Below are 26,273 nucleotides of genomic sequence, written 5' to 3'. Positions count from 1 at the left end.
AATCCGTGCCCGCAACAGTTTGACACAATAAAGATCACTAAAACAAATTATAAACCAATCTTTGAGGGCACGGATTGCAAATCCGCGCTATCGGGGATTTGGTATGGATGAAAAAATGGAAACTCTTATAACAATGTTTGTTCCTTTAGACTTTTTGAATGCTGTGGTATATCCGAGTATTAGTAAACCTATTGAAAAAGTATGGGATGGAATGGTTGTAGACGCTGTTGAACAAGCAAAAGATAATGGGCTTGACGGCATCTATAATTCAGCACAAGCTAAATGGTTCAATAAAGATAATTGTGGAGATTACAAATTTATAAAAGCAAATCAGGAAATTCTTGAGGAATTATTAAAAGGAAAAATTAAAAGTCTTGAGAGTTTAAAAAAATGTATGAAAATCAATGGATAAAAAATAATTATAATGAAATGATATTTCCATATACTCTTTTTTACTATAAAATAAAAAAAACAGGTGTTGACGAATATATAACATACATAGATTCAGTTTTTATAAACAATTAGAATGAAATTATGAAATACATATATAAATATATTTTAATAATACTAACACTCTTTTCTTGCCAACAGAAAGAGCCAATTATTGTTGAACAAATAATTTCGAAAGAAGTTGTTACAATATTACCTAATTTAAAAAACCCATTCATAAAAGACAGCGTTGTAATATCGATTCCAGTTGAATTTAAAGTTACAATGAATTCTACTGTTGACTATGTTGTTTGGCTTTTTAGGATTAATAATAAAACCTTATGGGATGATGTAATAGACTATCAAGTTTATAAAAAGCAAAACAAAACAAAACCAATCTATCAATTAGATTCTGATAAATCATTAATAGACAAACCAATTGGTATAATCATTAAAGAACGAAATCACTTAATTTCAAAAACTGACGCTAGAAAACTATTAAGAAAATATAATCAGAATCGGTCGTTGGATAATTTGAAATTTGGAGATACAATAAAATTAGTAACATACGATAAATTTAGAAAGGAAAACAAAATATTGATTGATGATTTTGAAAAAGTTAAAGATTCTATTCACTTTAAAGCTGTAAGAGGCGAAAAAGAAAATTTTTATGTTGTAAAAAAAATCAATTGGTAAGAAAAACAAAATAATAAATATCCCGATCGCGCAGATTTATCTCCGCAACGATCGCGTGGATTTGCAATCCGTGCCCGCAACAGTTTGACACAATAAAGATCACTAAAACAAATTATAAACCAATCTTTGAGGGCACGGATTGCAAATCCGCGCTATCGGGATCAGACCAATATTGGTCTGCAGGAATCAATATGCAGGAAAATTTACCTAGCTCTATCCTTGCCGCATACGCTGTTGATATGTATTACGGAAAATCGAACAATAAAAATCCGTTCAATCTAGATAAAATGATAGGTAAACAAAACTATGATTACCAGCAATTGTTTGATGTATTGCTGAACCGTGGTCAGGAAACCTTTTCGTTGACAGATGCTTTTGGAAACCTTACTACAGAAACCAGACATGGTTATGGTACATTCTGGCCTACTAATGCCATGCACGACAGCATTGCTTTTCCTGAAAAACCGAAAGAACCAAAGGAGCCAATAAGGTCATATTTTCAAAGGGAATCGGAATTCAATGAAAAGAAAATAGAATATCAAGAGGATCTAAAAAAGTATGAAATTGATAAGATGAATTACGATATAAGTAATCAACTAAAAAACAATCCTACTCAGGATAAACCAAAAAAACCTGAGCCCCCTGAGAAATCAAAATATACAACTGATGAAGAATATGAAAAGGCTAAATTACAACAACAAAAAGACCTAGAAGCATACAAAAAAGACAAGTTTAATTACGATATAAGTAATAAATTAAAAACCATACCTACTTTTCACCACCTAGAGGTTGTATATGATAAAAATAATAAAGTTAGTCCAGAAAGACTTGAAAATTACCTAAATGCAGGACAGTCTGAACGAGGAAAATTATTAAAGGAATTTTATTTATTAGAAGAAAAATTTAAAAACGATGCACATAAAAACAAATAAAATAGTTTCCCTTTTAGTTTCTCTTTTCTTTATTATAAGTTGTGGTTCTTCAAAAAAAGATTTACAATTAGAAAATGCATTTAAAAAATATTTAAGTACACGTAATATCCAATATGAAAAAAATGATACTATATATTCTAAATATTACTCAGATTTTTTAAATGATGAAACAAAGAATTTAATAATGAAAAATCCGAATCTAAAAGCCAATAAAGTATATGTATATCAAGGTGGTAGCAAAGTTATTACTTTCTGTGTTTATGCAGATAATGGCGAATTATATGTAGCAGAAACAAATAAAAATGGAAGTGCGTTCTTGACAGAACCAGAAAATGGAAAAATAGAAATAAAGAGAAGATTGGAATTGATTTTTTTAGGAGCTTTTAAATTAGAAAATAAAACTATCAAAAACACACGTTACGAGAAAACTCCTCGTAAAGAATGGTATGATTGTAATGTTGGAATTGTAAAACAAGATACAATCACAATTGTTGAAGATTACAGAACCAATAAGTATGGAAGTTACAAGAAAAAATGGCTTACAAAAACTCTCAAAACAAATTATAATTTAATTTATCAGCCCGCTTTGAAAGCAACAAAATTTAAAAATGAATTTGGTTTTGATTCTTATTTTATTGAAGGTTCATTTAATTTTGAAAGAGACTTGAAAGAAGAAAAGATGCTGGAACTTATAAATAGTAGAAAGTATTGAAAATCTAAATATACTTTTCACCACTTAGAGGTTGTATATGATAAAAATAATAAAGTTAGTCTAGAAAGACTTGAAATTTACTTAAATGCAGGTCAGTCCCGATCGCGCAGATTTATCTCCGCAACGATCGCGCGGATTTGCAATCCGTGCCCGCAACAGTTTGACACAATAAAGATCACTAAAACAAATTATAAACCAATCTTTGAGGGCACGGATTGCAAATCCTCGCTATCGGGATTAACAAAATAAACTTAAAATAAAAAAAAATAAATCTATTAATATTAGTATTATTATTTATGTCATGTGTCAAAGATACCCAAAGAGTAGAAATGAAATGTTATATATACGATTCAGTTTTAAAAACTCCAGTTAAAAGTGTAGAAGTAGTACAATTATTAGATGGAAAACATATCGTTATTACTATGTCCTCTGTAAAAGGTTATTTTGAAGTAAGCAAACAAACCAAACTGACTATGGGAATGGAATCTCATAATTTGGGTAATTTAATTCTTTTAAAAAAGCAAGGTTATTTGACAGATACAATTGAAATATATGGAAACTCAAATGATTTGTATAAACGAGACTCAATTTTTATGAAAAGATCAGAATAAAAGTTTCCCTTCTGACGAGAGTTTGGCTGATTAAACTTAAAATTAATTTGAATGAAAAAAAAAGTTTTGTGCCTAATTGGAATAGTTTTACTTGGAATAATATTGCTTTCTATAAATAGAAAACAATATGGATATATTAAAGATATAAATTCTAATTTACCAATAGAAGGCGTTTTAGTAAAAGATTTTATAAATCAAAAAAAATATACTGTTACAGATAAAGATGGTATGTTCTCGTTTTCAAATTGTAATGATTTATTAATTTCTAAAAAAGAATATAAATCAGATACTTTAAAAAAATACGGATGCAAGCCTACAGGAAAATGCTTCAATAGACATGTTTTTTATATGACGCTTTTAAAACAAAAAAAATGATAAAAAAAATAGACAAACTAATGAGATATATAGAAACTATTTTTATAAACTAATTAGTCATGAAACAAAATATTATACTCATTATACTATTCGCTTTATTAATTTCATGTGAATCGAAATATCCAATCGAAATTAAACAAATTACCTCTAAAGAAATTGTAACTATTGAAAATAACTATATGGATCGGAATAAAATAAAGGATAGCTTCCGTATAAGTATTCCTACTGAATATGAAATAAAGATCAATTCTTATATTTATTATATGACTTGGCTTTATAAGGTTAATAACATAATTCTAAACCAAAATCACATTGATTATCAAGTATATGACAAGAGAAATTTAAAAAGAGAAATATTAGAATTAAATTTTGAAAAGTCATTTAAAGAAAAAGTTACAATTATTATAAAAGAAAGAAATCATTTAATTTCTAAAAAAGACGCTCTACAATTATTAAAAAAATACAACATTCATAAATCTCTAGATAGTTTAAAATCTAACAACACTATAAAACTGGTATCTTATGATAAGTTTAGGAAAGAAAACAAGATGTTTATTCAAGAACTTAATAAGATTAGTGATTCTATTCATTTTACAACAATGAAAAAGGATGGTAGTTTTTTTTATGTGAACAAAAAAATTAATTGGTAGATATGAAAAAATACAAAAAGACTTTAATCGCTATTATAACTTGCTTTTTAATTGTAATAATGTGGAATTATTTTAAAAAACCAATTACAATAAAAGAAGAAAGAGCAACTAATGTTCCAATAAAGTTTCGTGTAGATCTAAATGAAGACTGGGAAAAGGTCATCAACGTATACATCCCTTATAAAATTGAAATTAAAAACAATAGATTGAAAATGATTCGACTAAATTCATTTGATGATGAAAATAGCGGAAATATTAGTTACTTATCTTATAATACTACTGGCTTAGAATTGAGTCATATTTATTATAATGAATATGTAGAATCTTTTAATAATCTACAGCTTAAATATAGGGCGAGTATTTTCCCCTTTTTTAGCAGGACTTTTTACTATTACAAAAGACATCAATTTATCGAAGAGAAATTACATTGTAAATTTAATTTTAGTGAACTTGATTATAATGATTATAGCGAACAATTTAAATTTTTATCAGAAACTCTTAATGTTCCCATAAATAAAAAAATAATTGATAGTTTGTATAAAGCAGACAAAAATAAAAGATTTAATATCTACTTCTATGATAATAGAAATTTAGGAATGCCAATGTTTATTGAAACAAGATTTAATAGTGATGAACAAATCTATATTGATGTATTTGACACCATTAAAAATATGAATCGAAAACAAATGGAAAAATATTACAAAACAAATTTAAAAAAAAGGATAGATCTCAGAGACAAAAAATAATTGCTATTTTAAATCCCTGCTGGCGCTATCTGTATGAAAAGGGCTGCCTAAAATTTATCGTGCTACTAAACAGAATTAACAACAACAATTCAGCAAAATATAGCAACATATTTTGCAAAATGAATTAGACTATAAAATATGAAATTTATAATTGCCTTTGTGTTTTTAATACAACAGTTCGTTTTCTCTCAAGAAAAAAATATTGACTATTTACCTCTAAATAAAGAGAATTTTCAGGTTAAACCTAATTCAGTAACTTTTAAATTTTCTGTTCTAGCCACTAAATATAAAAACCGCTATGATCTTGCCCGAGACACAATATTAAAAGAAGGGAATTATATAATTAAATACGATGATTTTTTTACAAAATTTTCAGTAAATAAGGCTGACAAAATTGACGGAAAACTTGATGAAAAGTTTATAAAGCGTGGTGAAATATTTACAACTAAATACCTCGTTAGAGATGAATTTATATATAAAGCTACTAAATACGATTCAACAGATAATCTAATTACCGATAGTGATGTTTATTATTGTGGAGACACTATTGAAGTAATAATGATTACAGCAAATGGTGAAAAAAAAATAACAATTGAAACTCCTGACAAAACCGAGATTAGAAAATATGATAAAAATGGTGTTTTGTTAGATGAACAAATATGGAATAAAGCTGGAATAGGGTGTCCTGGTAAATAGATTAAGAAAAGGAGATTTTAAAAACTTTAATTTAAAATTTGGAGATACAATTAAGTTGATCCCTTTAATGAATTAATAAAGGAAAATAAAAAAAACTTAAAAAATTAAACTACGTTAATGATTCTTTAAAGCCTCCTTGAGTTAAGAATAAGTCCTTGATTAAACAAAAAAACTATTGGTAACTTATGAATGAAAAAATAGAATATATTTTAAATCAATTAACTGATAAAGAACTTGCGTATTTTTTTAAATTTAAGGTTCCAACTTATGTAAAAACGACACAAACAGATATATTGAAATATATTGAGTATAAGAGAAAACTAACAAAGTCTCAACTTTTTTCTTTAATAAATAAAAAAGATGAAATTACTTCTGATAAAGAGTTCTTAATATGTAAGAGATGCGGTTCAGACAAAATGTTTGCTTATGATGTCAAATAGCATATCCCCATTACACATTTTAATGCTGAAAATGAATTTGCTAGTCTGTATGAAAGAGCTACAGGTAAAGATTACAATAAATTAAAAGTGGAATGTTTTGTGTATGGGAAAATTATTATTAACCCTAACAATGAAAGGCTGTCTTTTAGGGAAAAATTATTAAAGTTTTTATCCCTAAGTACATTATCCTAAAAATAGATTTACAGTTTACTTATGAAAAAAACATTAATATTATTATTCAGCTTTTTTGTGAACTTAATTCATTCCCAAAATAAAGCTGAAAACTATATTTTAACTCAAAAGAAGATTGAGCCTTGCAGAATTTCGATTAATGATTCGGTAAGTATTTTTAAGGTACATGAAAAGCTAGAAAATGTTGATTTCCATGTTCTTATTAAGACTGAAGATATAGTTACCCAAAAATGCTTAGATCAAAAAATAGGAGATGAAATTAAAAATGCGATAAATACTAATCAGAATACAGTATTTAAGATAAATAATAAAATTATTAAAGATTTTAGAAATTCAAATTTTAGCAATTTAATCCCCAACAAAATAAGTCTTATTGAAAAAGGTAATTTTAAAGTTTTGATTTTTGAAACATACAACTTTTCATACTCAACTGTTGGAAATGGATATATCAATTTTTGCTTTAAAATAGATTCAAAAGGAAAAACAGTAAATCAAAAAATATTGGAATCAAAATTACCAATGGAAGTTAAAAAATATCGAAACTTATTTTGAGCCTGAAAAAATTCTGTGATTTTCCTAAAACCCAAATAAGCATCATCAAAAGAAAATTCAAAAGAACTATTCCTTCAACCTCAAATAATTCCCATCAAAACTAATCACAACCTTTTCAAACTGTCCCAATACATCTTGCCCAATATTTCCAAAATTTACTTCGCCAAAAATGCCATAATCTTTTTGATCGATTTCCATTTTTGGGAGTTGGATTCGTTTTTTTCCAAGATAGATTTGCTGGTCTTTTAAAACCAAAACTTCTGTGGAAACCACTGCTGCACCCGCGCTGGAGGATTTAGACGTTTCTAAAGTACCAATGCGATCAATATCAGTTTTGAAGGTTTCGTAAAATGCTTTGTTGAAAAGACTTTCTTTTGCTCCGCTGTCAAAATTAAACGGCAGGGTTTTGCCTTTATACGTGAGCATTACAATGGCTCTGAGTTCGTCTACAAATAAGTTTTTTTCGGTTGTATTGGTCTCTAAATCTTTAGAAAAGGTAAGTTTATCTTTTTCAATCGTAATCGTTCCTAACTCTTTTACTATAGGAAAACCAATAATTCCGTTAATGACATAAGCGCCGTCTGCAAATGTAAAAGCCTTATCAGGATATACTAAAAACACGGCATTATGGATTTTCAATTCTCCTAAATTAATTTCGGGTGCTACGCCTATACGAACTTTGTTTTTTTGTCCCGTAAAACTCGCCACCGAAATGTTATTATCCGGCAAGATTTTAACTCCCATTTTCTTTGCAACACTTTCGGTAATACAGCTAATTCCCGCTCCGGTATCAAAAACAAAACTGGACTGCGTTTTATTTGCTTTAACTTCTGTTGTAATTAAACCCGCTTTGTCTTTTATTGCAGCAAGCGAAATGGTCGAAAATTTATCAATTGTCTGCGCACGTGTATTGCGTAAAGTCTGCCAGATTCGCTGTGTGTTTAATTCGTCCTGAAGTTCGTCTTCGGTATACTGTTTTTGAAATTTAAGGGTTAAAACTTTAGAAGCCGTATAAGCCAAATTGTAATTAAAGAGTTTGATATAGTTATCATTTTTCAGTTTCGCAAATTCGTAACTATTGGTCAGTTCGTTGTTTTTCAAACTGTCTAAATACAGGTTTGACAACTTGGGTTTATTGCAGACATTGGCATATAATCCTTTATAGAAATAATAGTCTTTGCCTTTTTCCTTATTGTTCAGACTATCCATTTTAGCAAACTGATGCTGTTTGCTTAATTGTTTTAAACTAATATCCGGGTTGGTTTGTCCTAATGCTATTTGCACTGCAAATAAAAGGCAAGGTAAAAGTTTGTTATAGTTCATCTGTCTGATTTTTTGAATTTTAAATATAGGAATTTGTTTTGTTTCAGAGTTTCAGGTTTCAGGTTTTATGTTTCAAGTTTTCATAGTATTGTCATTTCGACGGAGGAGAAATCGCACTCGTATATCGACAAAGATTGGCGCTTATCTTTGTAGAGTTACTTGCGAAGATTTGCTTCGCCTGTTCGCTATCGCTCGAGTCTCCTCCGTCGAAATGACAAGATTGCGTTGGGATTTGGGATTTTTAAATTGGTCTTTTTAATAAATGTCGCCAATCTTTGTAGAGTTTCTAGTGCGATTTGCTTCGCCTGTTCGCTTTCGCTCGAGTCTCGTTCCTCGAAATGACAAAGATTGGCGAAACTTGAAACTTGAAACTTGAAACAATAAAAACAAAAAAAATCAGGTCTGGCAATATCACTACCATTCCTGATTTTCCTATTATAATCAACCTTTTACTTTTATTTATCTTCTTCCTCTAAAGCCGCCGCCTCTAAAACCTCCACCGCCTAAACCACCTTGATGCTGGAAGTTTTGAAAGTTTCGGGTTTGAGATTCTCCGCGATCTCTGGATAAAGCGGAGCGATCGAGATCGTTTGTAATATCTGGACGTCCAGCTTCGCCTAGTGGTTTATTAGGTTGTCCTAGGGTTTGATCTGCTTTTGGGAAATTATCGCGTTGGGCTCTGTCGCCTAATCGGGTTTCGCCGCCTAAGTTTTGTTCCGGTTTCGGCAGGTTATCACGCTGAATCTTCTCTCCTGCTCCATTTGCTCCCAATCCCTGATTTGGTTTATTACGTTCAGCAGCTCCGCCAGATTTGCTTGACGAACCTAAAGTTCCTGCTTGCGACCAGCCGCCGTTTCCGTTATTATAATGACTCCAGTTTCCGTTAGCATCTTTTTTATACACATGTCCGTCGTGACCTGCGTATACATTATTGTTAGTATGAATCGTGGTTCCTCCGTTTCGGTTATGTGTAATTACACCTTTATTTCCTCCCGAAGTTTCATAACCAATTGCCGTTCCTCGTCGGGTTGTAACGTGTCCTGTCTGCACCCATTGATTGCCATTTGTAGCAGCAGAATGTCCCCATTGCGCATAGGCATTATGCCCTTGATTGGTTCTGGCGTAATTTCCAGTCCACGGATTGTAAGTACTTGCGGCAGTTCGACCGCCATACCAACCCTGAACACTTGCAGAACGTCCGTATCTACCCGTTGCGGGATTATACCAGGCCGAAGTTCCTGCAGCACCATAAGGTCCGTAAACACGTCTTCCGACAGCATAACCACCCGTCCACGGATTGTAAACTGCTCCTGCTCCATACGCATAAGGCCACGGACGATAAATGGGATATAATCCGCCATAATACACATAAGGCGGATAATACCATCCTGTGCCATACGTTAATATAGCGCCTACGGTAGCACCAATAATAAAAGCACCTAAATATCCTGCTGTTGAACTGCTTTCGACAGCTGTATCGGTTGTGGTTTGCGTAACATAGGTTACATTATAAACCGGAGAACTCGGCGGAATGGTATAAATTTCTTTCGGAACAGAATCACAAGTTTTCCAAGGTCCGTTAGGACTTGTCGACATAAACCAAACGGCCTGAAAACACAAATAATACAAATCGCCTACTTTTATAATTTTCTCCTGCGTATTGCTCGCATATTGCATTTTTGTTCCTTCAATTGGTTTAAACTGCGGTGCTCCGTCATAGGTAACTTTTACTTTGGCTTCGGCATCAGATTTCTTTAAAATGGCAGTTGTGGGAACTTGTGCCAGCATAACGGCGTCTTTGGCTTCCTGCGTTCCGGGAACAGACGATAATACATTGGCACGTGGCGAATCTTTAGGGATTTTAGCAAAATCAGCAGGAAGATTATTTCCGGCATACGTCCACGGGCCGGTTAAGTCTTTCGATTTAAACCATCTTCCGGATAATAATACATAATATTGACCATCGCCTTCATCGGCAAAAACATCATTTTCGGTATTGTCAATGTATAATAATTTCGTTCCTGCAATTTTAATAAATTTAGGAGTTCCGTTTACGGCAATCAATTCAGCGGGTTTATTGCTGTAGAAAACTTCAGGCACCGTTCCCGTTGAAGGAGGCGGAATCATCTTTTTGACATCATCAAAATTCTGTCCCGAAGGCAGGTTAATTAATCCCGAAGGTAGTTTGGCAGTTTTTGTCCATTTTCCTTCTATTTTTTTTGAAGTCAGCCAGATATTCTCAGCCAGCAGATAATAATCTTTAGAAGTTTTATCAAAAAATAAATCCCAGTTTGTATTGACTACATATTGTATATCTGTTTTTTCTACGGGCACTAAAACCGGCTCTCCCTGCACAATCAATAAAACAGCAGGATTGGTGCTGTAAAAAATGGCAGGAGGATCGTTTTTAGCCACAATTCCTTTTGCAGGACTTTTGGTCTGACCTAAATCTGCCAGAATACGATCTACAGAAATTGGATCTCCGCTTACAGGCAGCGTTTCTTTAAAGAGTTTTTCCATTTCGGGAACTTTCTTTTCATCGAGAGCAGGAAAACGCACATCAGTTACCTGAAGGTTTTTAATAAACGCGCTTCGGTTGTCTTTATCTACCAATGTTTCGGCTTTTAAAGAAGCTACGCCCAAAACCTGTTTGCCATCTTTTGGAGTTAAAGAAAAAGCCAGTCGGGCTGTGATTTCTTTATAATCTTTCCAGTCATCTACCTGAGGCTGATAATAAACGAGTTTTGTTCCGTTGTTTTCAGCTTCGCGAGGCCAGCCGTTATCTGCAAATACAGCGTCGGCAGTATCAGACTTTACAGCTTCGGGATTTGTTTGATCTGTATCTTTATCTTTTTTGCAGGAGAATAAAACTATACTCAAACACACTACAATTATTAGAAAAGCTTTTTTCATAAATTTAAAAGTTAGATTATTCATTAAAAATTTATTCTCTGGGGTATTACTGTAAAATTGTTTCTGATAAAATTAAATTGGCAAAACATATAAAACTATTATTCAGCCATTTACTTGGTTTCAAATTCTAACTTGAAACCAAAAAAACAGAGAAATAATCTCTTTTCTTTTTAGATTTAAAATTTATCTGAAAAAAAATTATAATCTAACCTTTTGATCCAGCCCTGTAAAACCTATAATTATAAATTATTTTTATAAGCATAAAAAATTATTAATTTGATTAATAAATAGCATCGCCATAAATTTGTCTCATCAAAATCAAACAAATGATTTGATCCTCTTAAAAAATAACTTTAAAAAATAGAAATCATGAAATTTACAAGAAGAGCAAACGCAAACTGGAAAGGTACAGGAATGGAAGGAAAAGGTACTATTAGTACTCAAAGTACAACTTTAGATAATGCACAATTATCTTTTAAAACTCGTTTCGAACAAGGTGTTGGAACAAACCCTGAAGAATTAATCGCAGCGGCACATTCAGGATGTTTCACCATGCAGTTAAGCTTTTTATTATCTGAAGCTGGTTTTATTCCGGAAGATTTAGATACAACTGCAAAAGTAACTTTTGAAGACGGTACAATTACTTTAATTCAATTAGAGTTAACCGGAAAAGTTCCTGGAATCTCTGAGGAAGATTTTCAAAAAGCCGCTCAAAAAGCAAAAGAAATTTGTCCAATTTCGAAATTATTGAATACTGAAATTACTTTGGCGGTAACGTTGAATTAATTTCTAAAATAATAAAATTTCAACGCAATCTTGTCATTCTGAGGAACGAAGAATCACAAAAGAAATTCTACAAAGATTGGGGACATACTGTACGGATCAACTAGTGCGATTTACTTCGTCTGTTCGTTATCGCTCGGGTCTCCTCCGTCGAAATGACAAGATTGTGTTGAATTTTCAAATAAAATAAAAACAACACAACAATTAAAAACAACACTTTAAAATTTAAATAAAATGAAAACAATTAAAAGCTTTTTAGCATTCGCAGCAATACTCTTTAGTTTAGTATTTACATCAGCAAATGTAAACGCACAAACTGCTCCACAAATTAAGAATGTAGTATTAGTACACGGTGCTTTCGCAGACGGTTCCGGATGGAAAGGTTTGTACCAGATTTTAACTAAAAAAGGATATAATGTAACCATTGTTCAAAATCCGTTAAGCTCTTTGGCAGATGATGTTAAAGCAACAAACTTGGCTTTAGACAAACAAGACGGACCAACCATTCTAGTTGGACATTCATGGGGTGGAACTGTAATTACTGAAGCCGGAAATCACCCAAAAGTTGCAGCTCTTGTTTATGTTGCCGCTTTACAGCCTGATAACGGAGAAAACTCTATTCAATGGTTACAAACTGCGCCTCCAGCTCCGGAAAATGGTGTATTGGCTCCAGATGATAAAGGTATTGCTTATTATGACAAAGCTAAATTTCACGCTGGTTTTGCAGGTGATTTAAGCAAAGAGGATGCTGATTTTATGTTTGCTTCACAAGGTGCTTTTTATGCAAATGGTTTTGGAACGCCAATTACAAAGGCTGCATGGAGAACTAAACCTTCGTACGGAATCGTAGCAACTGAAGATAAAAGTATTGTGCCAAGTATTCAGCATGCAATGTACAAACGTTCGAACACAAAAATTACTGAAATAAAAGGAAGCCATGTGGTTTTTATTTCTCAACCGGCAAAAGTTGCTGATGTGATTATTGCAGCTTCGAAAAAATAAATTCCAAATTTTTAAAATTCCAAATTCCAAACGGGATTTGGAATTTTAAATTTACATAATCTTGTCATTTCGACGTAAGTAAATCGCACTAGTAATTCGATAAAGATTGGCGACAATCTGTGTGGAGTTTCTTGTGCGATTTACTTCGTCTGTTCGCTATCGCTCGGGTCTCGTTCCTCGGAATGACAAAAAAATTCCAAATTTCAAGTCTTAACAAAATTGGAATTTGGATTTTTTTTATTGGAATTTACTTCTAAGAAACTTTACTAATCGCTTTTACAAAATACGGCGAATCGTTCCAGCGTATTTTTTTGTATGCGAAATCTTTTTTGAGTGCATCCGGAAGGCAGTTCCAAACGGCTTCGTTCATTTTTTCTAATAATAATTTCTTCGAAAAAGAATCTGAAACTACTAAACTGATTTCCCTTACCGGAATGGGTTCTTTAAAAGGCTTAAAAAGTTCCGAATGTGCTTCGTTTAAAATGGAAAGCTGCGGAATAATCGCAAAACCTAAATGTGCTCGAACGAGATTTTTTAAGGTTTCTATTGAATTGATATCATACGTAAACTGTTCCTTTATTTTATCAGATGATTTTAATCCGCAGATATCCAGAAGCTGGGCATTGTAACAATATTCGTGATGAAGCAGCAGCAGTTCGGTTTTATCTCCGGGTTGGAGTTCGTAAAAGTCTTCCTTTGCCATTGGGTGCGATTCATTCAAATAAGCTACAAAAGGTTCTTTAAAAATAACATGTTCAATTAAATTGGGATTTCCTGTTGGTGTTGCCATAATAGCCACATCAATTGCGCCTATTTCCAGATCTCTCATTAAATGTCCGGTATAGCCTTCTTTGATAATGAAATGCACTTTTGGGGCCGCTTCTTTCATGGCATTAATAAACAACGGAATCAAATAAGGTGACAAAGTGGAGATGATGCCAAGCTTCAACTCGCCTTCCAGAAGGTTTTTTTCATTAACCACAAAATCGCGGATTTCATCTGCTTCACGAAGAATTTTTCTGGCTTTGTTGATTATTTCAGTTCCAAGAATGGTTGGCGTTAAAGGCACTTTATTTCGGTCAAAAATCTTGATTCCGATTTCTTCTTCCAGATTTTTGAGCTGAATGGTCAATCCGGGCTGGGTCACCATACAGACTTCGGCCGCTCTTGCAAAATGTCGTTCGTCATCTAAAGCTACTATATATTTTAACTGCTGGATCGTCATTGTTAGAGTTTCTAAGATACTGAGATGCTAAGGTACTAAGTTTTTTTTCCTTTTTCAGATGGTTTTCTTTTGGGATTTAAATCTTTTATATCCTTTCAGTAAATTTTTGGCAAAGTTTTGATTTTTGACAAAGTTGCCGCATATAAAAGTATTTGTAAAACTTTAACATTAGCTGTAAATCCGTAATATAGCTTTTATCGTACATATATAAAATGAGGTTTAGGAATGAAGTAAATTCAAATGGAGTAGTTTTTGGAGCATGTTGAGTTTATCATTCCTGAATATCATTATCAAATCAAATAATTTTAACAAAAAAGCGATCCTAATAGATCGCTTTTTATATGTATCGGTATTATAAATTAAAGTCCAACTTTTCCTTCTGCCCAATATGGCTGTGTATGGATATTTTTATTTGAAACGCCTTTTTCTCTCAATGCTTTTCGAAATGCCTGAATAGATTTGGCATTTCCCATTAAATAGAAATAACCATCTTTCCATAAATCCCAGATTTCTTTATCTAAATTATAAAGCGATTTTATTGCAGATTCTGCTTTGCGGATTGATTTTGGAACAATATCTACATTCAAACCTAACTTTTCAGGAATATCTACAGAAAGTTCATCTAATTCTAAAATTCCTAAATAATTATTTTCGGTTCGGTTAATTTCGTCTTTCATGCTTTTAAAAACGCTTATGCAGGTTTCATCTCCAAAGAAAAAATGATATTTTGATTCTTTATTAAAAATCTTAAAACCTCTTGGCAGACCCACCGTAATTTGATCATTTGTTTTTAGGTTATTAATAAATGCGCTTCCGGGACCGTTGTGGTGGATGTGAAAGATTATTTCAAATGTTCCGGTTTCACTATTCCACTTACTTGGAGTGTAGTTGCGATAATTGGTTTCGTTAATTCTAATTACAACTGCTTGTCCCAGTTTAAATTTAACATGCGGAAAAGTACCTTTAAAATTGATTATTTTGATATTAGGACTTGGAGTTTCTATAGTCGTAACGTTTACTTTGCAGATTTTATTGGTAAACGCCATTTCCATAAAATCACCAATAATTTTGGGCATTGAATTCATGATTTTCAGATTTTAAAATTCAATTCAAAGTTGAAAATAAAAGCCTGAAAAGACATTGAATAATAAAAGGCAATGATTGGACTATTCGCGGAATTTTTTACGAAATGAAAGAGGGGTTTGTTTAGTGATTTTTTTAAATAATCTTGAAAAGTAAGTATGATCTTCAAAGCCAAGCGCAAAAGCAATTTCTTTTACTTCGCTTTCGGTATAATAAAGTAGTCTTTGTGCTTCGGTAATCATAGCATTTTGAAGCCAATATGTAACTGATTTACCTGAAGAAGCATTGACACAATCATTTAAATGTGAAGTAGTAATATTTAATTTCTTTGCAAAATAAGACGGACTTTCTAAAAATGTACGGTCTGAAATGAGCTTTTTGAAATTGGCATAAATAACTGCCGACTGATTTTTTATTTCTTTTACGGGATTCTTTGATTCCGCATAAATGTTGGCAAAATGATAAATCAAGGCATTAAAAAGACCATTAATAATTTGTGTTTTATTGGGATTGTTACTTGTAAAGGAACGATGCAGTAATTGAATGGTATCTAATAGTTCTTCTTGTTTATCAATATCTATCGTATTAAGCTGCTCTGAAATTTTTAAACTCTGAAAAACCTCCATACAATTATTAGGAATAAGAAAAGGTGCCGCACCAATATAATATCCCGCCGCATCAATAGTACCATCTTGTCCTTGATGGATTTGAAGTGGTTTTATCATCAATACATTTGTTTCATTTATTTCAATATCAATCATATCACATTTAAGGGTGGCCTGCCCTTTTGTGAGTACAAAAAATATAAAAAAATCATCGCGGTGCGCCTCTAATTTAGTGTCAAAATTAGCGAGGTCATCGGCAGAATGATAGGCAATAAAAATACCGCCAACAGCTTCCGGACTTTGATTGTATATGGGTATTTTTTTCAATGAATATAGTATTTTATAATAATATTCAAATTTCAACAAAAAAGCGATCCTTTTAAGATCGCTTTCATTTATTTTTAAAATAAAAATTAAATTGGTAATTTCACATCTTGCAATGTTTTTTCTACAAGTGCAGTTTTTTCAGGAAATAAATCTTTCCCTTTTACTTCATCCATAATTTCAGCAAGTCTTTCTCTCGTTTCTTTAGACATTTGTATTACATTTATTTTTTTCTCTTCTTTATCCATAATAGTGAATCTTAATTCTATACAAAATTATTTTTCTCCCTCACTCTTCAACTGCAACGCACGCTGCAAAAAACTCTGATGCAAAATTTTATTTTCGGCTTCATTAATAGCCTGAAGCAGATTATTCTGATTATCAGTAATATCGCTAAGAACTTTTGTCATAACATCCCAAACGGGTTTCATTTGTTCGATTAGTTCCTGACCTTTTGCCGTAAGCTGAATGAGTCTTTTACGCTCGTCGATTTTATCTTTTTTAGAGCGAATCAGTTTTTGTTTTTCCAGTTCTTTCAACAAGCTTATGGTTGACGGATGCGTGTAACCGATTTCGTTCGCAATTTCAACCACACTCAGAATTTCTTTGTGGTATAAAGTATAAATTACGGGAAACCATTTGGGTTCAAAATCGATTCCGTATGACTTATAAAACAAGGCACCGTCTTTTCGCAATTGTTCACTCAATCGCTGCAATCGTGTGGAGAGTGCCAGTATTCCTGATTCGTCTATAATGTTCATCTTTATTTCTTTAAAGTTAAATGACAGAAAACATTGTCCGGCGCCATTAAAGGAAATGCTTCCGGAAGCTCTTCTTTCTGAATTCGCACAAAATCATTTTTTTCATAAAAACGCAATGCTGCTTCTAATATCGAAACGGTTCCCAAATATAAATCATCAATTCCGTTTTCTTTGCAATAAGCAATTAAAGTCTCTACTAATTTCTGGGCGATTGAAAATTCTTTTCCTCGAAATTCTTTCTTTACAAACATTTTTCTTATCGCTGCTTCCGTATCTGAAAATTTTACCAAAGCGATAGTTCCTACTAATTCTTCCTTTATAAAAGCTCCCCAAAATCCTCCTCCGCTGGCATAATAAAAATCATTAATAGTAAGCAGATCCGGCTGGTCTTCGATGGTAATTGGGACATTAAATTCCTTTTGCTGAATATTTAAAATTAAATCAACAATGACATTTGAATATTGGTTTTCTATAGGTTTAATTTTGGGCTCCATGATAGTATTTTTTTTATATAACAAAACTACGTAGTTAAATACGTAAATAAAAACATTTATTCAATTTTATGATTTATTTTATATTTTTGTTTATAATGCCACGAAGGCACTAAGACGCTAAGTTTTTTAATGTCACAGATTAAAGGATTAAAATGATCTTTTGAGATTAATACTAAAACAAAAAACTTAAAATTACTTATATAACTTATATGGTTTAAATATGGCACGAAATCAAAAAGAAGAATTTCAGGCGCTTCAGGATACATTATATGTTTTAGGTGGAAAATGGAAACTGCCTATTATAAATTCAATCTGTAATGGTAATAATAGATTTAAAGATATTAAGGAAAGTATTCCGGGAATTACATCGCGAATGTTATCGAAGGAATTAAAAGATATGGAACTAAATAATCTGGTAAAAAGAACTGAAGACCGCGATGCATTAGTGCCCATTATTTACGAATCTACACCTTATTGTCAATCATTTGGACCTATTATTTCTGAAATGATTAAATGGGGAATTTCACACCGAAATCATATTAAAAACCAGCAGGAAATAAAAATTTAAAAATACGTATTATGAATTTTAGAAACGCTGTAATTGCTGATTTAGCCGCAATTAATGAAATAGAAAATGCCTGTTTCCCTCCAAATGAAGCTGCCGGCTTACATCGTATATCCAATAGATTAGACGTTTTTCCACAGCATTTTTGGCTGTTGGAAGATCACGGGCAGATTTTGGGTTTTATAAACGGAATGGTAACTTCTAATAAAAGGCTGATTGATGAAATGTTTAATAATACCGGTTTGCATAATGAAAATGAAAAATGGCAGGCTGTATTTGGTTTAGCTGTTTCTCCTGAATATCAAAAAAAAGGTTATGCCGGAAAACTGATTCATCATTTAATTGCAAAATCTAAAGAACAAAATCGAGCCGGAATTACACTTACGTGCAAAGATTATCTGATTTCATATTACCAAAAATTCGGATTTGAAGATTTAGGTATTTCGGCTTCTGTTCATGGCGGAGAAGTCTGGCATGATATGCTTATTACTTTTTAATATTGAGTTGTTTCAGGTTTCAAGTTTCAGGCTGCTTTACTTTGAAGATAGTTTAAACGCAAAGTTTGAAACTTGAAACATGGAACCTGAAACATGAAACTTGAAACAAACAAAAAACAAAAAACCCTGCCGAACCTAACCAATCGACAGGGTAAAAAATAAAACTAAAAACTAATTATTGTTTTATAAACGATTTGTTTACAATATTTTTTCCTGTTTGAATACGAAGCACATACACTCCCTGATTCAATTTACTGCAGTTATACTGAATTTCTATCTGACCGGTTTCATACGTTTGGTTTGTAATGACCTCTAACTTTCTTCCATTAGCATCAAACAATGAAATCGTGACTTTTTCCTGTTGTTTCTGATCGAATGAAATGGTTAAGTTTCCGGCTGTTGGATTTGGGAAAATACTTAATCCATAACTTGTATCAAAAATTGGATTACTTGCAGTAAGAGTTGGAGTTGCACAACTTGGTGTAACATTGAAAGCCATTGATGCAGCAGAAAAATTAGTAAATGCCGGATTAATATCAATATTTGAAGCATCAGATGCACCTTTTCCGTCACATTCCGTTCTTCCATTTCTCCAATACGGAAATTGCAGATAAACTCCGTTTGTAGAACAGCTTCCTATTTCAGCGTCACCGCCCACAACAACCGAATTTCCAAAATTTCCAGCAAACAGCATTGCATTTCCTTTTATATTGGCAGAACTGGTTACAGAACCGCCTTCCATCCAGCCGTTTCCTTCTACAATTGCATTTCCGGATAATGTGGTATTATAAACGCAGGCATTATCTCTTACAATAGCATTACCGCTGATGTTTCCTCCTTCAACCATGGCATATCCATCGATGCGGGCGTTTCCTGAAATAGTACCGCTTCTTACAATTGCATAAGGTCCTACATATACACTTGAGGCAACATTGGCACTGTTTGAAACCCATCCGCCTCCATTTGCATGAATACGGCCGTTGGTTTTAAGAAATTTTCTAAAATCTGCTGCCGGTTGAAATCCTTCAGGATTTGCGTTTGCAATTTTCAATTCAAAAGGATATCTTCTTTGTTTTGTATACCCTACATCCATGTTGTAATTTACATGCACTTTTGGCGCAGCAAATACTACAAGATAAATATTAGCTTCTGAAGAGGAATCAAGTGTAAAAGAAGCTTCTCCATCTGAATTGTACATTGGACTGTAACGTGAAATTGTTCCATCTGTTTTAGTCGTTACAAACCCGTAGCGCCATCCCGCCTGAGCTGTATTTACTTCTGTATGACCTTTAAATTTAATGGTTACCTTTTTTTGAGTTTCTGAACAAGTTGGATATAAAGGAATAATGTTCATTCCGTAATCTTGCGGCGCCCAGTCATTATTAGTGTAATATTGATCTGATGTTCCGCTGACTTTCGTTAAAAGCGTGTATTGTCTGCTTGTGTAACGAGGCATTCTGGATTGGATCAATTTATGTACTTCTCTAATTTTTTTACCAAAATTACTGGTGTTATTAATTTGAGAATTCCATTGAATGGGATAATCAAATGCAGGCTGTCTCTGCGCATAACCCCAAAGATAATCGTTGAGCTGTTCCTGAGAAAAACCTTTAAGTCTTTTTATGGTTTCTAATGGATGTTCCTGATTTTTAGACTCTGCCCACATTCTTCGGGTAAAATCAAAACCGTCTTTTTCCTGTACATAATACATTAAATGAAAATTCGTGTAATGATGACGATTTGACGACCACATAAAATGTCGGGTTTGTATCCATCTCGTTAAAGTTCCGTCGATTTCTGCCCATTGCGGATACGCCTGAGCGCGCATAAAATTGGCATGTCCTTCAAAAAACGGACCCGCCCAATCGTAGCCGGCAAATGCGGTTCCGTTACCCGGATTTTCCTGAATACGCATCATCATTTGAAGCGTATGAGCAAACTCATGCGATAACGCACCGCCGTCGCGTGTTGCTTCAGGATGCACAAACATAGCGCCAATAACATTACTAAATGAACTTGCGTGTGCAAATGCCTCTAATCTGGTATCTGTAGAATTCCAGGTATTCATAACCATAATTATGATTTTGTACTTCCCAACATTGGTTGTTGAAGCATTGCTTACATATTTTAAATCGGTTACAAAACGCTTAAAACTGTGTTCTAAAGTATCTGCAACAGATTTGGGCGTAAATCTTAAGGAAGCATCAGCATACGCTGCGGGATTTGTACCTACTTTGTCGCCCCAATAAAGCACAAAGTTAGTCGACTCATACTTTCTGGAGTCGGAAATTTTATTATAAAATTCATTGCTTGGATTACTCCATTCTGTGGGAATAAAGAGTGTTTTCTGCCCTATTGCATAACAACTGCAAAGAAAAAGAGCGGCTTGTAGTAAAAGTGTTTTCATATATACATGATTTGGGGATTTAATTGCATTTAATAAATTCTAAACTTATTTCTAACCTAAATTGAATAATCCCTTTCATCAGTTTCATAAAATGAAACTTTCCTAACTTGTATTTTGACTATAATATGAACTTATTTTTTTTGCGAATATATGTATTAATTTTATAAAACAAGAACAAAAATATCGACTAAAAGCATTTTTAATCGATGAAATACATTTTAAGCCTTGTAAAACGTACAAAACACACTTATTTTTTTTTAAATAATTTTTTCAATTTTAATAAAATCGCTTTTAAAAATTCTATAAAAACAGATTATTTATCCTTTTAAAATCTTGTTAATGGATTTGCTATACTTAGGGTTTTTAAATATTTTTGGACAAATTCCTAAAATTATGAGCCAGAAAGGTTGTCTTCCTCCTCCTCGATTATAAATTAATCATCAGACTTTATACTGCATTTTATACCGAAACTATTCCGGTATTTTCTTCTATGCTTATAAGTCAATTTTAAATTAATTTATAATTCCGTCTTTCTAGACGTTTAGACAATCTTATGAAAAAATCATATATTTTATTGCACATTGCTGTACTACTTGCCGGTTTTACTGGTGTTTTTGGCAAACTTATTTCGTTAAACGAAGGCCTTTTAGTTGGATACCGAGTTCTATTTTCCTCTATAATTTTATTTATAATCCTGAAATTATTTAAAATTTCGAAGGACATTTCGCTAAGAGAAAAATTCAATATTGCAAGAGCCGGACTTTTGATCACAATACACTGGATATTTTTTTATGCCAGTATTAAATATTCGAATATTTCTGTTGGTGTGGTCTCCTATTGCTTAACCAGTTTGTTTACGGCCTTGTTTGCTCCCCTGCTAAATAAAAAGCAATTTAACACAAGTGAACTATTGCTAAGTATGCTTACCCTTGCCGGAATTGCGCTTATTTTCCATTTCGATTCTTCTTATCAATTAGGAATTATTTTAGGCGTAATATCATCGGCTTTTGCTGCGCTTTATACAATTTTTAATGAAAGATTGGTAACGATTTACGATAGCAAACTCATTAACTATTATCAAATGATTGGCGGTACTTTGGGATTGGGAATATTGCTTCCGGTTTATCTGTATATTTTTCCTGTCGAAAGTATCTTACCAAGTTTAAAAGATATTTTCTATCTGATTATTTTAGCTTCATTTTGTACAGTTGGATTGTATGTTTTGTTTGCAGAATCATTAAAAAAGATTTCGGCATTTACAGTCAATCTTACTTTTAATCTGGAACCGGTTTATGCCATTGTAATGGCATTTCTGTTTTTTAATGAAAGTAAAGAAGTTAACATCTTCTTTTATATCGGATTATTTTTTGTCATCACTTCGGTAATTTCACAAACTATAATTTCTATCAGAAAATAAAAAATCCATAAGCCTCTTTCAATTTTTGTAAGAGGCTTATTTCATTTTAAGATTGATGGCGAAGATTTCTTAAAATTATTGTAAAATCTGCTCATTATTTAATTCTAATTATTTGTAATTAATCTAAATAAGTATAGATTTGCAGCCTAAATTAAAATAATCGCCCACCATGAAATTTACTTATTTATTTTTGCTTCTTGCCTTTTTTAATTTAGGGCAGGCGCAAAATGCCAAAATCTCCGGAAAATTAACTTCCGAGAGTAATGAAGCTGTCTCTTATGCTTCAATTTCTATTAAAAGCCCTAAAAAAAGCACTACTTCTGATGACAAAGGAAATTTTGAAATCAACAATCTAACACCAGGAACTTATACCGTTTATTTTTCGGCAATGGGATTTTCTGTACAGGAAAAAACGGTAGAACTGCATGAAAATGAAAACCTTGAACTTTCAATAGTTTTACAGGAAAATGTCAATACTTTACAAACTGTAGAAATTACAGGAAGAAAAGAGAAATCGTATAAAAACACGAAATCTTTTATTGGTGCGAAAACCGAAATCGCTTTAAAAGATCTTCCTCAGGCGGTTTCTTATGCTACAAAGGAATTAATCGCAGATCAGGGTTCTATCCGCGTAGGCGAAGTCGTAAAAAACTTCAGCGGTGTGAGCCAGTTTACTTTTTATGATGATATTTCGATAAGAGGTTTTAGAATTAACGGAGGAAGCAACACGCAGTTGTTGAACGGAATGAGAACTTCTACAGGTTTCTGGAAACAGCCTCTTGCTAATTATTTGGAGCGTGTTGAAGTTTTAAAAGGACCTTCTTCTGCTTTGTTTGGAAATGCTTCTCCCGGAGGAGTTATAAACAGGGTTACAAAAAAACCGCTGGATCAGGCGGCAAACAGCGTAAGTTTTTCTACTGGAAGTTTTAATACTTTAAGAGCTTTAGCTGATTTTACTGGTCCTCTAACCGAAGATAAATCACTTTTATACCGTTTGAATTTAGGTTATGAAAATGCTAATTCTTTTAGAGATTTACAATTCGACAAAAATATTGTAATTGCTCCTTCTCTTTCGTTTCTTCCAAATGATAAAACCAGTGTAAACTTCGATTTGATTTATACCAGTTCTAAAAGTAATTTAGACCGAGGACAATCGACTTATGAAAATAATTTATATTCGACAAAAACGTCTAATTCATTAAACTCAACCAATGATTATTTAAATGAAGAAACCTATATTGTTACAACTTCTTTAAATCATCAGTTTACAGATCGTTTGTCATTATCGGCATCCTACATTCGTACAGGTTATACCGAAGATCTTTTGGAACACCGCGGCGCAAATAAATATGCTTCTGCCGGAGACGGATCGACAATTCCAACCGCAATCGAAATGCAGGTATTTCAGCGTAAACGTAAACGTTATATTGATAATCTTTCTGCTTTCTTTAAATATCAGGCCAAAACGGGAGCTTTAGATCACAATTTAATTGCCGGTTATGATTATGCACAAGAACAAGTTCCGTCTGGAGGTTCGCAATTGCAGGCAACCGGATATAGAAATGCTGCCAATAACGGTTCTATTGCAACGTATGATCCGGCAAAAAAGAATCTTTATTTATTAGATTCTAAAGGAAATCCGGTTCCAAACGTAGCGCATTTTGACTTGACAAATCCAATGGCTTCTCAGCAGTTAAAAGACATGAGTAAATATTTTTATGCAGCTCGTCCGTTTGACCCAACTTATTATTCATTGTATGGAATTTATCTTCAGGATCATATTAAATTTGGCGCTTTTCAGGCTTTAATTGGTGTTCGTTACGACGAATATTCAGATAAAGAAAACTACAAAAAAACGACTGAAAAGAAGGTTAAACAGCATTCGTTCCTTCCACGTTTTGGATTGACTTATACACTGAATCCAAACATTAACTTATACGGAACTTACGTTAAAGGATACAATCCGCAGACCGCATCATCGTTATCAAATCCAAATGCAGGAGGTCCGTTTGATCCGTTAGAAAGCAATATGGTCGAATTTGGAGGAAAATCTTCTTGGTTTAAAGAAAAACTTTTTGTGACTGTAGCTTTGTTTAAAATTCAGCAGAAAAATACTTTATATCCGGCCAATGATCCAACAAATCCAGATTTAATGCGATCTATTGGTGAAGAAGAATCAAAAGGTATTGAAATTGACGTAAACGGAAACATTACCCGTAATTGGAGTATTTCTGCCGCTTATTCCTATAATGAAGCTGCCATTACAGAAAGTCCTGTAGCAACTGAAATTGGAAGACAAAAACCAAATACACCAGTTCAGCAAGGAAATGTCTGGACGCGTTATAACTTTACAAACGGTGCTTTAAAAGATTTTGGTCTTGCTTTTGGAAGTAATTTTGTAACTACCCGTAACTTAAGCCAGACTGTAACTCAGACCATTCCGGGTTATACTTTGTTTAATGCTGCTTTGTATTACAACATCAATAAATTTAAAATTCAGCTGAATGCTAACAACATAACCAACAAAACATACTGGGTTGGCGGTTACGATTATATTCGCTTGTTTCCTGGTGCGCCATCAAACTGGTTGTTAACATTAGGGTATTCATTTTAATAAATGCTTTATTTATATTTGAAAACATTTTTGAATTACTTATTTATATGAATAAAACGTTTAAAAAAAATATTGGCTTATTACACCTTTGGCTCGGACTTGCGTCCGGGCTAATTGTTTTTATTGTAGCACTTACCGGAAGTATTCTTGTTTTTGAAGAGGAAATCGATGAGTTTGTAAATCCCGAATTTTATAAGGTTTCGGAAATCGGAACAAAAAAAATGACGGTTGATTTTTATATTAAAGACATTCAGCAAAATTATTCAATTAAGAAAATCAAGCGAATTTATGCTTTTAATGATCCTGAAAGGACGGTAATTGTTACGGGAACAGATACGGATAAAAAGGGTCAGATTTTTTCTGTTGATCCTTACACTGGGAAGGTTTTGGGTAAAACTCCGGAACGAAGCCGTTTTTTTTCGGTTGTTTTAGATTTACACCGTCATTTAATTTTAGGTGATGTTGGAAAGTTTATTACCGGATGCAGCTGTCTTATTTTTGTTTTTATGCTGATTTCGGGAATCATTTTATGGTGGCCGAAGAAAATAAAAAATCTAAAACAACGATTAACCGTAAAATGGAGTGCTTCGTTTAAAAGGGTTAATTGGGATTTTCACTCGACTTTTGGTTTCTACACTTTTCTTTTTCTACTGATAATTTCCTTAACGGGTTTAACCTGGTCTTTTAAATGGTTTGAAAGTACTATTTATTTACTGGCTGACGGCACTACAAAGAAACCTTCGGCTAAAGTTGAAAACCCAACCAAAGTTGATCCTAAACTTGATAAAACGTATTTCTACCAAAATATATTTTCGAAAACTGATAGTCTTTACCCATACAAAGGCGATACACAAATTAGAATTCCATCTGATACCATAAACAGTATCATGATTATCAAATTAAACCTCGAAAAATCGATTCCGAATATTTCAAGTAACGCCTATTTTGATAAATATACGGGGCAAATTTTAGAAAGCCGTCCATACGAAAAATTAAGCGACGGCGACAAAGTAAGGCGTCTAATTTACCCTATTCATACAGGAAGCATTTACGGTTATCCTACTAAAATCCTTGCTTTTCTGGTATGTCTTTTTGCGGTAACACTCCCTGTTACCGGTCTTTTAATTTGGCTTGGAAGAAAAAAATCTAAAAAATAAATGTAATTCATTATTCATATAACTAATACTTTTTCAATCAGTTATATGAATAGTTAATTATATTTGGCTAAA

General features: G+C 32.7%; 27 protein-coding genes. 18 read left to right on the top strand and 9 right to left on the bottom strand.

Annotated elements, in window-relative coordinates:
* Positions 1-115 precede the first annotated feature (115 nt).
* From L1276_RS17885 to L1276_RS17835, 11 genes are all read left to right on the top strand, one after another.
* Positions 116-412 (top strand): hypothetical protein, encoded by a 297-nt coding sequence (locus tag L1276_RS17885; RefSeq protein WP_253790206.1) that lies wholly within the window; start codon positions 116-118, stop codon positions 410-412.
* Positions 413-534: 122 nt separating this feature from the next.
* Complete coding sequence (locus tag L1276_RS17880) at positions 535-1,125, top strand: hypothetical protein (protein ID WP_253790204.1); 591 nt, start codon at positions 535-537, stop codon at positions 1,123-1,125.
* A 191-nt stretch (positions 1,126-1,316) separates the two neighbouring features.
* A complete protein-coding gene (locus tag L1276_RS17875; protein WP_253790201.1) occupies positions 1,317-2,057 on the top strand; it encodes a hypothetical protein in 741 nt (246 codons plus the stop codon).
* Positions 2,038-2,769, top strand: coding sequence for a hypothetical protein (locus L1276_RS17870; protein ID WP_253790199.1), 732 nt, complete (start codon positions 2,038-2,040; stop codon positions 2,767-2,769). Before L1276_RS17875 ends, L1276_RS17870 begins: the two co-directional genes overlap by 20 nt.
* Positions 2,770-3,098: 329 nt before the next feature.
* Positions 3,099-3,380, top strand: coding sequence for a hypothetical protein (locus L1276_RS17865; RefSeq protein ID WP_253790197.1), 282 nt, complete (start codon positions 3,099-3,101; stop codon positions 3,378-3,380).
* Between the two features lie 51 nt (positions 3,381-3,431).
* The gene (locus L1276_RS17860) at positions 3,432-3,755 is read left to right on the top strand and encodes a carboxypeptidase-like regulatory domain-containing protein (protein WP_253790196.1); all 324 of its coding nucleotides are present in this window, start codon (positions 3,432-3,434) and stop codon (positions 3,753-3,755) included.
* Positions 3,756-3,814: 59 nt separating this feature from the next.
* Positions 3,815-4,405, top strand: a complete 591-nt coding sequence (locus L1276_RS17855) for a hypothetical protein (protein WP_253790194.1) — start codon at positions 3,815-3,817, stop codon at positions 4,403-4,405.
* 2 nt (positions 4,406-4,407) lie between these two features.
* Positions 4,408-5,151 (top strand): hypothetical protein, encoded by a 744-nt coding sequence (locus L1276_RS17850; RefSeq protein WP_253790191.1) that lies wholly within the window; start codon positions 4,408-4,410, stop codon positions 5,149-5,151.
* Positions 5,152-5,289: 138 nt separating this feature from the next.
* On the top strand, positions 5,290-5,847 hold the full coding sequence (locus L1276_RS17845; RefSeq protein ID WP_253790189.1) for a hypothetical protein: 558 nt from the start codon (positions 5,290-5,292) through the stop codon (positions 5,845-5,847).
* A gap of 185 nt (positions 5,848-6,032) precedes the next feature.
* Entirely contained in the window at positions 6,033-6,287 is a 255-nt protein-coding gene (locus L1276_RS17840; protein ID WP_253790187.1) for a hypothetical protein, read from the top strand.
* Positions 6,288-6,500: 213 nt separating this feature from the next.
* Positions 6,501-7,031 carry a hypothetical protein gene (locus L1276_RS17835; RefSeq protein WP_253790185.1) on the top strand — a complete coding sequence of 177 codons (531 nt, stop codon included), beginning with the start codon at positions 6,501-6,503 and terminating at the stop codon, positions 7,029-7,031.
* Positions 7,032-7,097: 66 nt separating this feature from the next.
* Here L1276_RS17835 and L1276_RS17830 read toward each other — a convergent pair whose 3' ends face one another.
* Entirely contained in the window at positions 7,098-8,354 is a 1,257-nt protein-coding gene (locus L1276_RS17830; protein WP_253790182.1) for a retropepsin-like aspartic protease, read from the bottom strand.
* A 459-nt stretch (positions 8,355-8,813) separates the two neighbouring features.
* The gene (locus L1276_RS17825; protein WP_253790180.1) at positions 8,814-11,267 is read right to left on the bottom strand and encodes a hypothetical protein; all 2,454 of its coding nucleotides are present in this window, start codon (positions 11,265-11,267) and stop codon (positions 8,814-8,816) included.
* A gap of 369 nt (positions 11,268-11,636) precedes the next feature.
* Here L1276_RS17825 and L1276_RS17820 point away from each other — a divergent pair, with 369 nt between their 5' ends.
* Positions 11,637-12,053, top strand: a complete 417-nt coding sequence (locus tag L1276_RS17820) for an OsmC family protein (RefSeq protein ID WP_253790177.1) — start codon at positions 11,637-11,639, stop codon at positions 12,051-12,053.
* A gap of 231 nt (positions 12,054-12,284) precedes the next feature.
* Positions 12,285-13,052 (top strand): alpha/beta hydrolase, encoded by a 768-nt coding sequence (locus L1276_RS17815; protein WP_253790175.1) that lies wholly within the window; start codon positions 12,285-12,287, stop codon positions 13,050-13,052.
* Positions 13,053-13,305: 253 nt separating this feature from the next.
* Here L1276_RS17815 and L1276_RS17810 read toward each other — a convergent pair whose 3' ends face one another.
* From L1276_RS17810 to L1276_RS17785, 6 genes are all read right to left on the bottom strand, one after another.
* A complete protein-coding gene (locus tag L1276_RS17810) occupies positions 13,306-14,277 on the bottom strand; it encodes a hydrogen peroxide-inducible genes activator (RefSeq protein WP_253790172.1) in 972 nt (323 codons plus the stop codon).
* A 359-nt stretch (positions 14,278-14,636) separates the two neighbouring features.
* On the bottom strand, positions 14,637-15,362 hold the full coding sequence (locus L1276_RS17805; RefSeq protein WP_253790168.1) for a siderophore-interacting protein: 726 nt from the start codon (positions 15,360-15,362) through the stop codon (positions 14,637-14,639).
* A gap of 81 nt (positions 15,363-15,443) precedes the next feature.
* Entirely contained in the window at positions 15,444-16,292 is an 849-nt protein-coding gene (locus tag L1276_RS17800; protein WP_253790165.1) for an AraC family transcriptional regulator, read from the bottom strand.
* An 86-nt stretch (positions 16,293-16,378) separates the two neighbouring features.
* Positions 16,379-16,537 (bottom strand): hypothetical protein, encoded by a 159-nt coding sequence (locus L1276_RS17795; protein WP_253790163.1) that lies wholly within the window; start codon positions 16,535-16,537, stop codon positions 16,379-16,381.
* 27 nt (positions 16,538-16,564) lie between these two features.
* On the bottom strand, positions 16,565-17,050 hold the full coding sequence (locus tag L1276_RS17790; protein ID WP_253790161.1) for a MarR family winged helix-turn-helix transcriptional regulator: 486 nt from the start codon (positions 17,048-17,050) through the stop codon (positions 16,565-16,567).
* 2 nt (positions 17,051-17,052) lie between these two features.
* Positions 17,053-17,544, bottom strand: coding sequence for a GNAT family N-acetyltransferase (locus L1276_RS17785; RefSeq protein ID WP_253790159.1), 492 nt, complete (start codon positions 17,542-17,544; stop codon positions 17,053-17,055).
* A 220-nt stretch (positions 17,545-17,764) separates the two neighbouring features.
* On the opposite strand from L1276_RS17785, the gene L1276_RS17780 reads away from it, so the two are divergent.
* On the top strand, positions 17,765-18,112 hold the full coding sequence (locus tag L1276_RS17780; protein WP_253790158.1) for a helix-turn-helix domain-containing protein: 348 nt from the start codon (positions 17,765-17,767) through the stop codon (positions 18,110-18,112).
* A gap of 11 nt (positions 18,113-18,123) precedes the next feature.
* Positions 18,124-18,606 carry a GNAT family N-acetyltransferase gene (locus tag L1276_RS17775; protein ID WP_253790156.1) on the top strand — a complete coding sequence of 161 codons (483 nt, stop codon included), beginning with the start codon at positions 18,124-18,126 and terminating at the stop codon, positions 18,604-18,606.
* Between the two features lie 175 nt (positions 18,607-18,781).
* Here the strand turns inward: L1276_RS17775 and L1276_RS17770 are convergent, their stop codons facing one another.
* Positions 18,782-21,013 (bottom strand): DUF6055 domain-containing protein, encoded by a 2,232-nt coding sequence (locus tag L1276_RS17770; RefSeq protein ID WP_253790154.1) that lies wholly within the window; start codon positions 21,011-21,013, stop codon positions 18,782-18,784.
* Between the two features lie 553 nt (positions 21,014-21,566).
* Between L1276_RS17770 and L1276_RS17765 the strand changes: the two genes are divergently transcribed.
* The 3 genes from L1276_RS17765 to L1276_RS17755 all read left to right on the top strand — a co-directional run bounded on the left by L1276_RS17765 (position 21,567) and on the right by L1276_RS17755 (position 26,201).
* Positions 21,567-22,430 (top strand): DMT family transporter, encoded by an 864-nt coding sequence (locus L1276_RS17765; RefSeq protein WP_253790152.1) that lies wholly within the window; start codon positions 21,567-21,569, stop codon positions 22,428-22,430.
* Positions 22,431-22,599: 169 nt separating this feature from the next.
* Entirely contained in the window at positions 22,600-25,044 is a 2,445-nt protein-coding gene (locus tag L1276_RS17760) for a TonB-dependent receptor (RefSeq protein ID WP_253790150.1), read from the top strand.
* A 47-nt stretch (positions 25,045-25,091) separates the two neighbouring features.
* Positions 25,092-26,201, top strand: coding sequence for a PepSY domain-containing protein (locus tag L1276_RS17755; protein WP_253790148.1), 1,110 nt, complete (start codon positions 25,092-25,094; stop codon positions 26,199-26,201).
* The last annotated feature ends 72 nt before the right edge of the window (positions 26,202-26,273 follow it).

This window comes from Flavobacterium sp. HSC-32F16, assembly GCF_024171645.1.
In the GTDB taxonomy this organism is placed as follows: domain Bacteria; phylum Bacteroidota; class Bacteroidia; order Flavobacteriales; family Flavobacteriaceae; genus Flavobacterium.
Note: the sequence above shows the minus strand (reverse complement) of the source record. Positions and strands in the feature narration are given on the sequence as shown.

Bases quoted from the DNA above. Each gene is read 5' to 3' on its own strand.
- L1276_RS17885 (WP_253790206.1), top strand. From the start codon at position 116: ATGGAAACTCTTATAACAATGTTTGTTCCTTTAGACTTTTTGAATGCT.
- L1276_RS17880 (WP_253790204.1), top strand. From the start codon at position 535: ATGAAATACATATATAAATATATTTTAATAATACTAACACTCTTTTCT.
- L1276_RS17875 (WP_253790201.1), top strand. From the start codon at position 1,317: ATGCAGGAAAATTTACCTAGCTCTATCCTTGCCGCATACGCTGTTGAT.
- L1276_RS17870 (WP_253790199.1), top strand. From the start codon at position 2,038: ATGCACATAAAAACAAATAAAATAGTTTCCCTTTTAGTTTCTCTTTTC.
- L1276_RS17865 (WP_253790197.1), top strand. From the start codon at position 3,099: ATGAAATGTTATATATACGATTCAGTTTTAAAAACTCCAGTTAAAAGT.
- L1276_RS17860 (WP_253790196.1), top strand. From the start codon at position 3,432: ATGAAAAAAAAAGTTTTGTGCCTAATTGGAATAGTTTTACTTGGAATA.
- L1276_RS17855 (WP_253790194.1), top strand. From the start codon at position 3,815: ATGAAACAAAATATTATACTCATTATACTATTCGCTTTATTAATTTCA.
- L1276_RS17850 (WP_253790191.1), top strand. From the start codon at position 4,408: ATGAAAAAATACAAAAAGACTTTAATCGCTATTATAACTTGCTTTTTA.
- L1276_RS17845 (WP_253790189.1), top strand. From the start codon at position 5,290: ATGAAATTTATAATTGCCTTTGTGTTTTTAATACAACAGTTCGTTTTC.
- L1276_RS17840 (WP_253790187.1), top strand. From the start codon at position 6,033: ATGAATGAAAAAATAGAATATATTTTAAATCAATTAACTGATAAAGAA.
- L1276_RS17835 (WP_253790185.1), top strand. From the start codon at position 6,501: ATGAAAAAAACATTAATATTATTATTCAGCTTTTTTGTGAACTTAATT.
- L1276_RS17830 (WP_253790182.1), bottom strand. From the start codon at position 8,354: ATGAACTATAACAAACTTTTACCTTGCCTTTTATTTGCAGTGCAAATA.
- L1276_RS17825 (WP_253790180.1), bottom strand. From the start codon at position 11,267: ATGAAAAAAGCTTTTCTAATAATTGTAGTGTGTTTGAGTATAGTTTTA.
- L1276_RS17820 (WP_253790177.1), top strand. From the start codon at position 11,637: ATGAAATTTACAAGAAGAGCAAACGCAAACTGGAAAGGTACAGGAATG.
- L1276_RS17815 (WP_253790175.1), top strand. From the start codon at position 12,285: ATGAAAACAATTAAAAGCTTTTTAGCATTCGCAGCAATACTCTTTAGT.
- L1276_RS17810 (WP_253790172.1), bottom strand. From the start codon at position 14,277: ATGACGATCCAGCAGTTAAAATATATAGTAGCTTTAGATGACGAACGA.
- L1276_RS17805 (WP_253790168.1), bottom strand. From the start codon at position 15,362: ATGAATTCAATGCCCAAAATTATTGGTGATTTTATGGAAATGGCGTTT.
- L1276_RS17795 (WP_253790163.1), bottom strand. From the start codon at position 16,537: ATGGATAAAGAAGAGAAAAAAATAAATGTAATACAAATGTCTAAAGAA.
- L1276_RS17790 (WP_253790161.1), bottom strand. From the start codon at position 17,050: ATGAACATTATAGACGAATCAGGAATACTGGCACTCTCCACACGATTG.
- L1276_RS17785 (WP_253790159.1), bottom strand. From the start codon at position 17,544: ATGGAGCCCAAAATTAAACCTATAGAAAACCAATATTCAAATGTCATT.
- L1276_RS17780 (WP_253790158.1), top strand. From the start codon at position 17,765: ATGGCACGAAATCAAAAAGAAGAATTTCAGGCGCTTCAGGATACATTA.
- L1276_RS17775 (WP_253790156.1), top strand. From the start codon at position 18,124: ATGAATTTTAGAAACGCTGTAATTGCTGATTTAGCCGCAATTAATGAA.
- L1276_RS17770 (WP_253790154.1), bottom strand. From the start codon at position 21,013: ATGAAAACACTTTTACTACAAGCCGCTCTTTTTCTTTGCAGTTGTTAT.
- L1276_RS17765 (WP_253790152.1), top strand. From the start codon at position 21,567: ATGAAAAAATCATATATTTTATTGCACATTGCTGTACTACTTGCCGGT.
- L1276_RS17760 (WP_253790150.1), top strand. From the start codon at position 22,600: ATGAAATTTACTTATTTATTTTTGCTTCTTGCCTTTTTTAATTTAGGG.
- L1276_RS17755 (WP_253790148.1), top strand. From the start codon at position 25,092: ATGAATAAAACGTTTAAAAAAAATATTGGCTTATTACACCTTTGGCTC.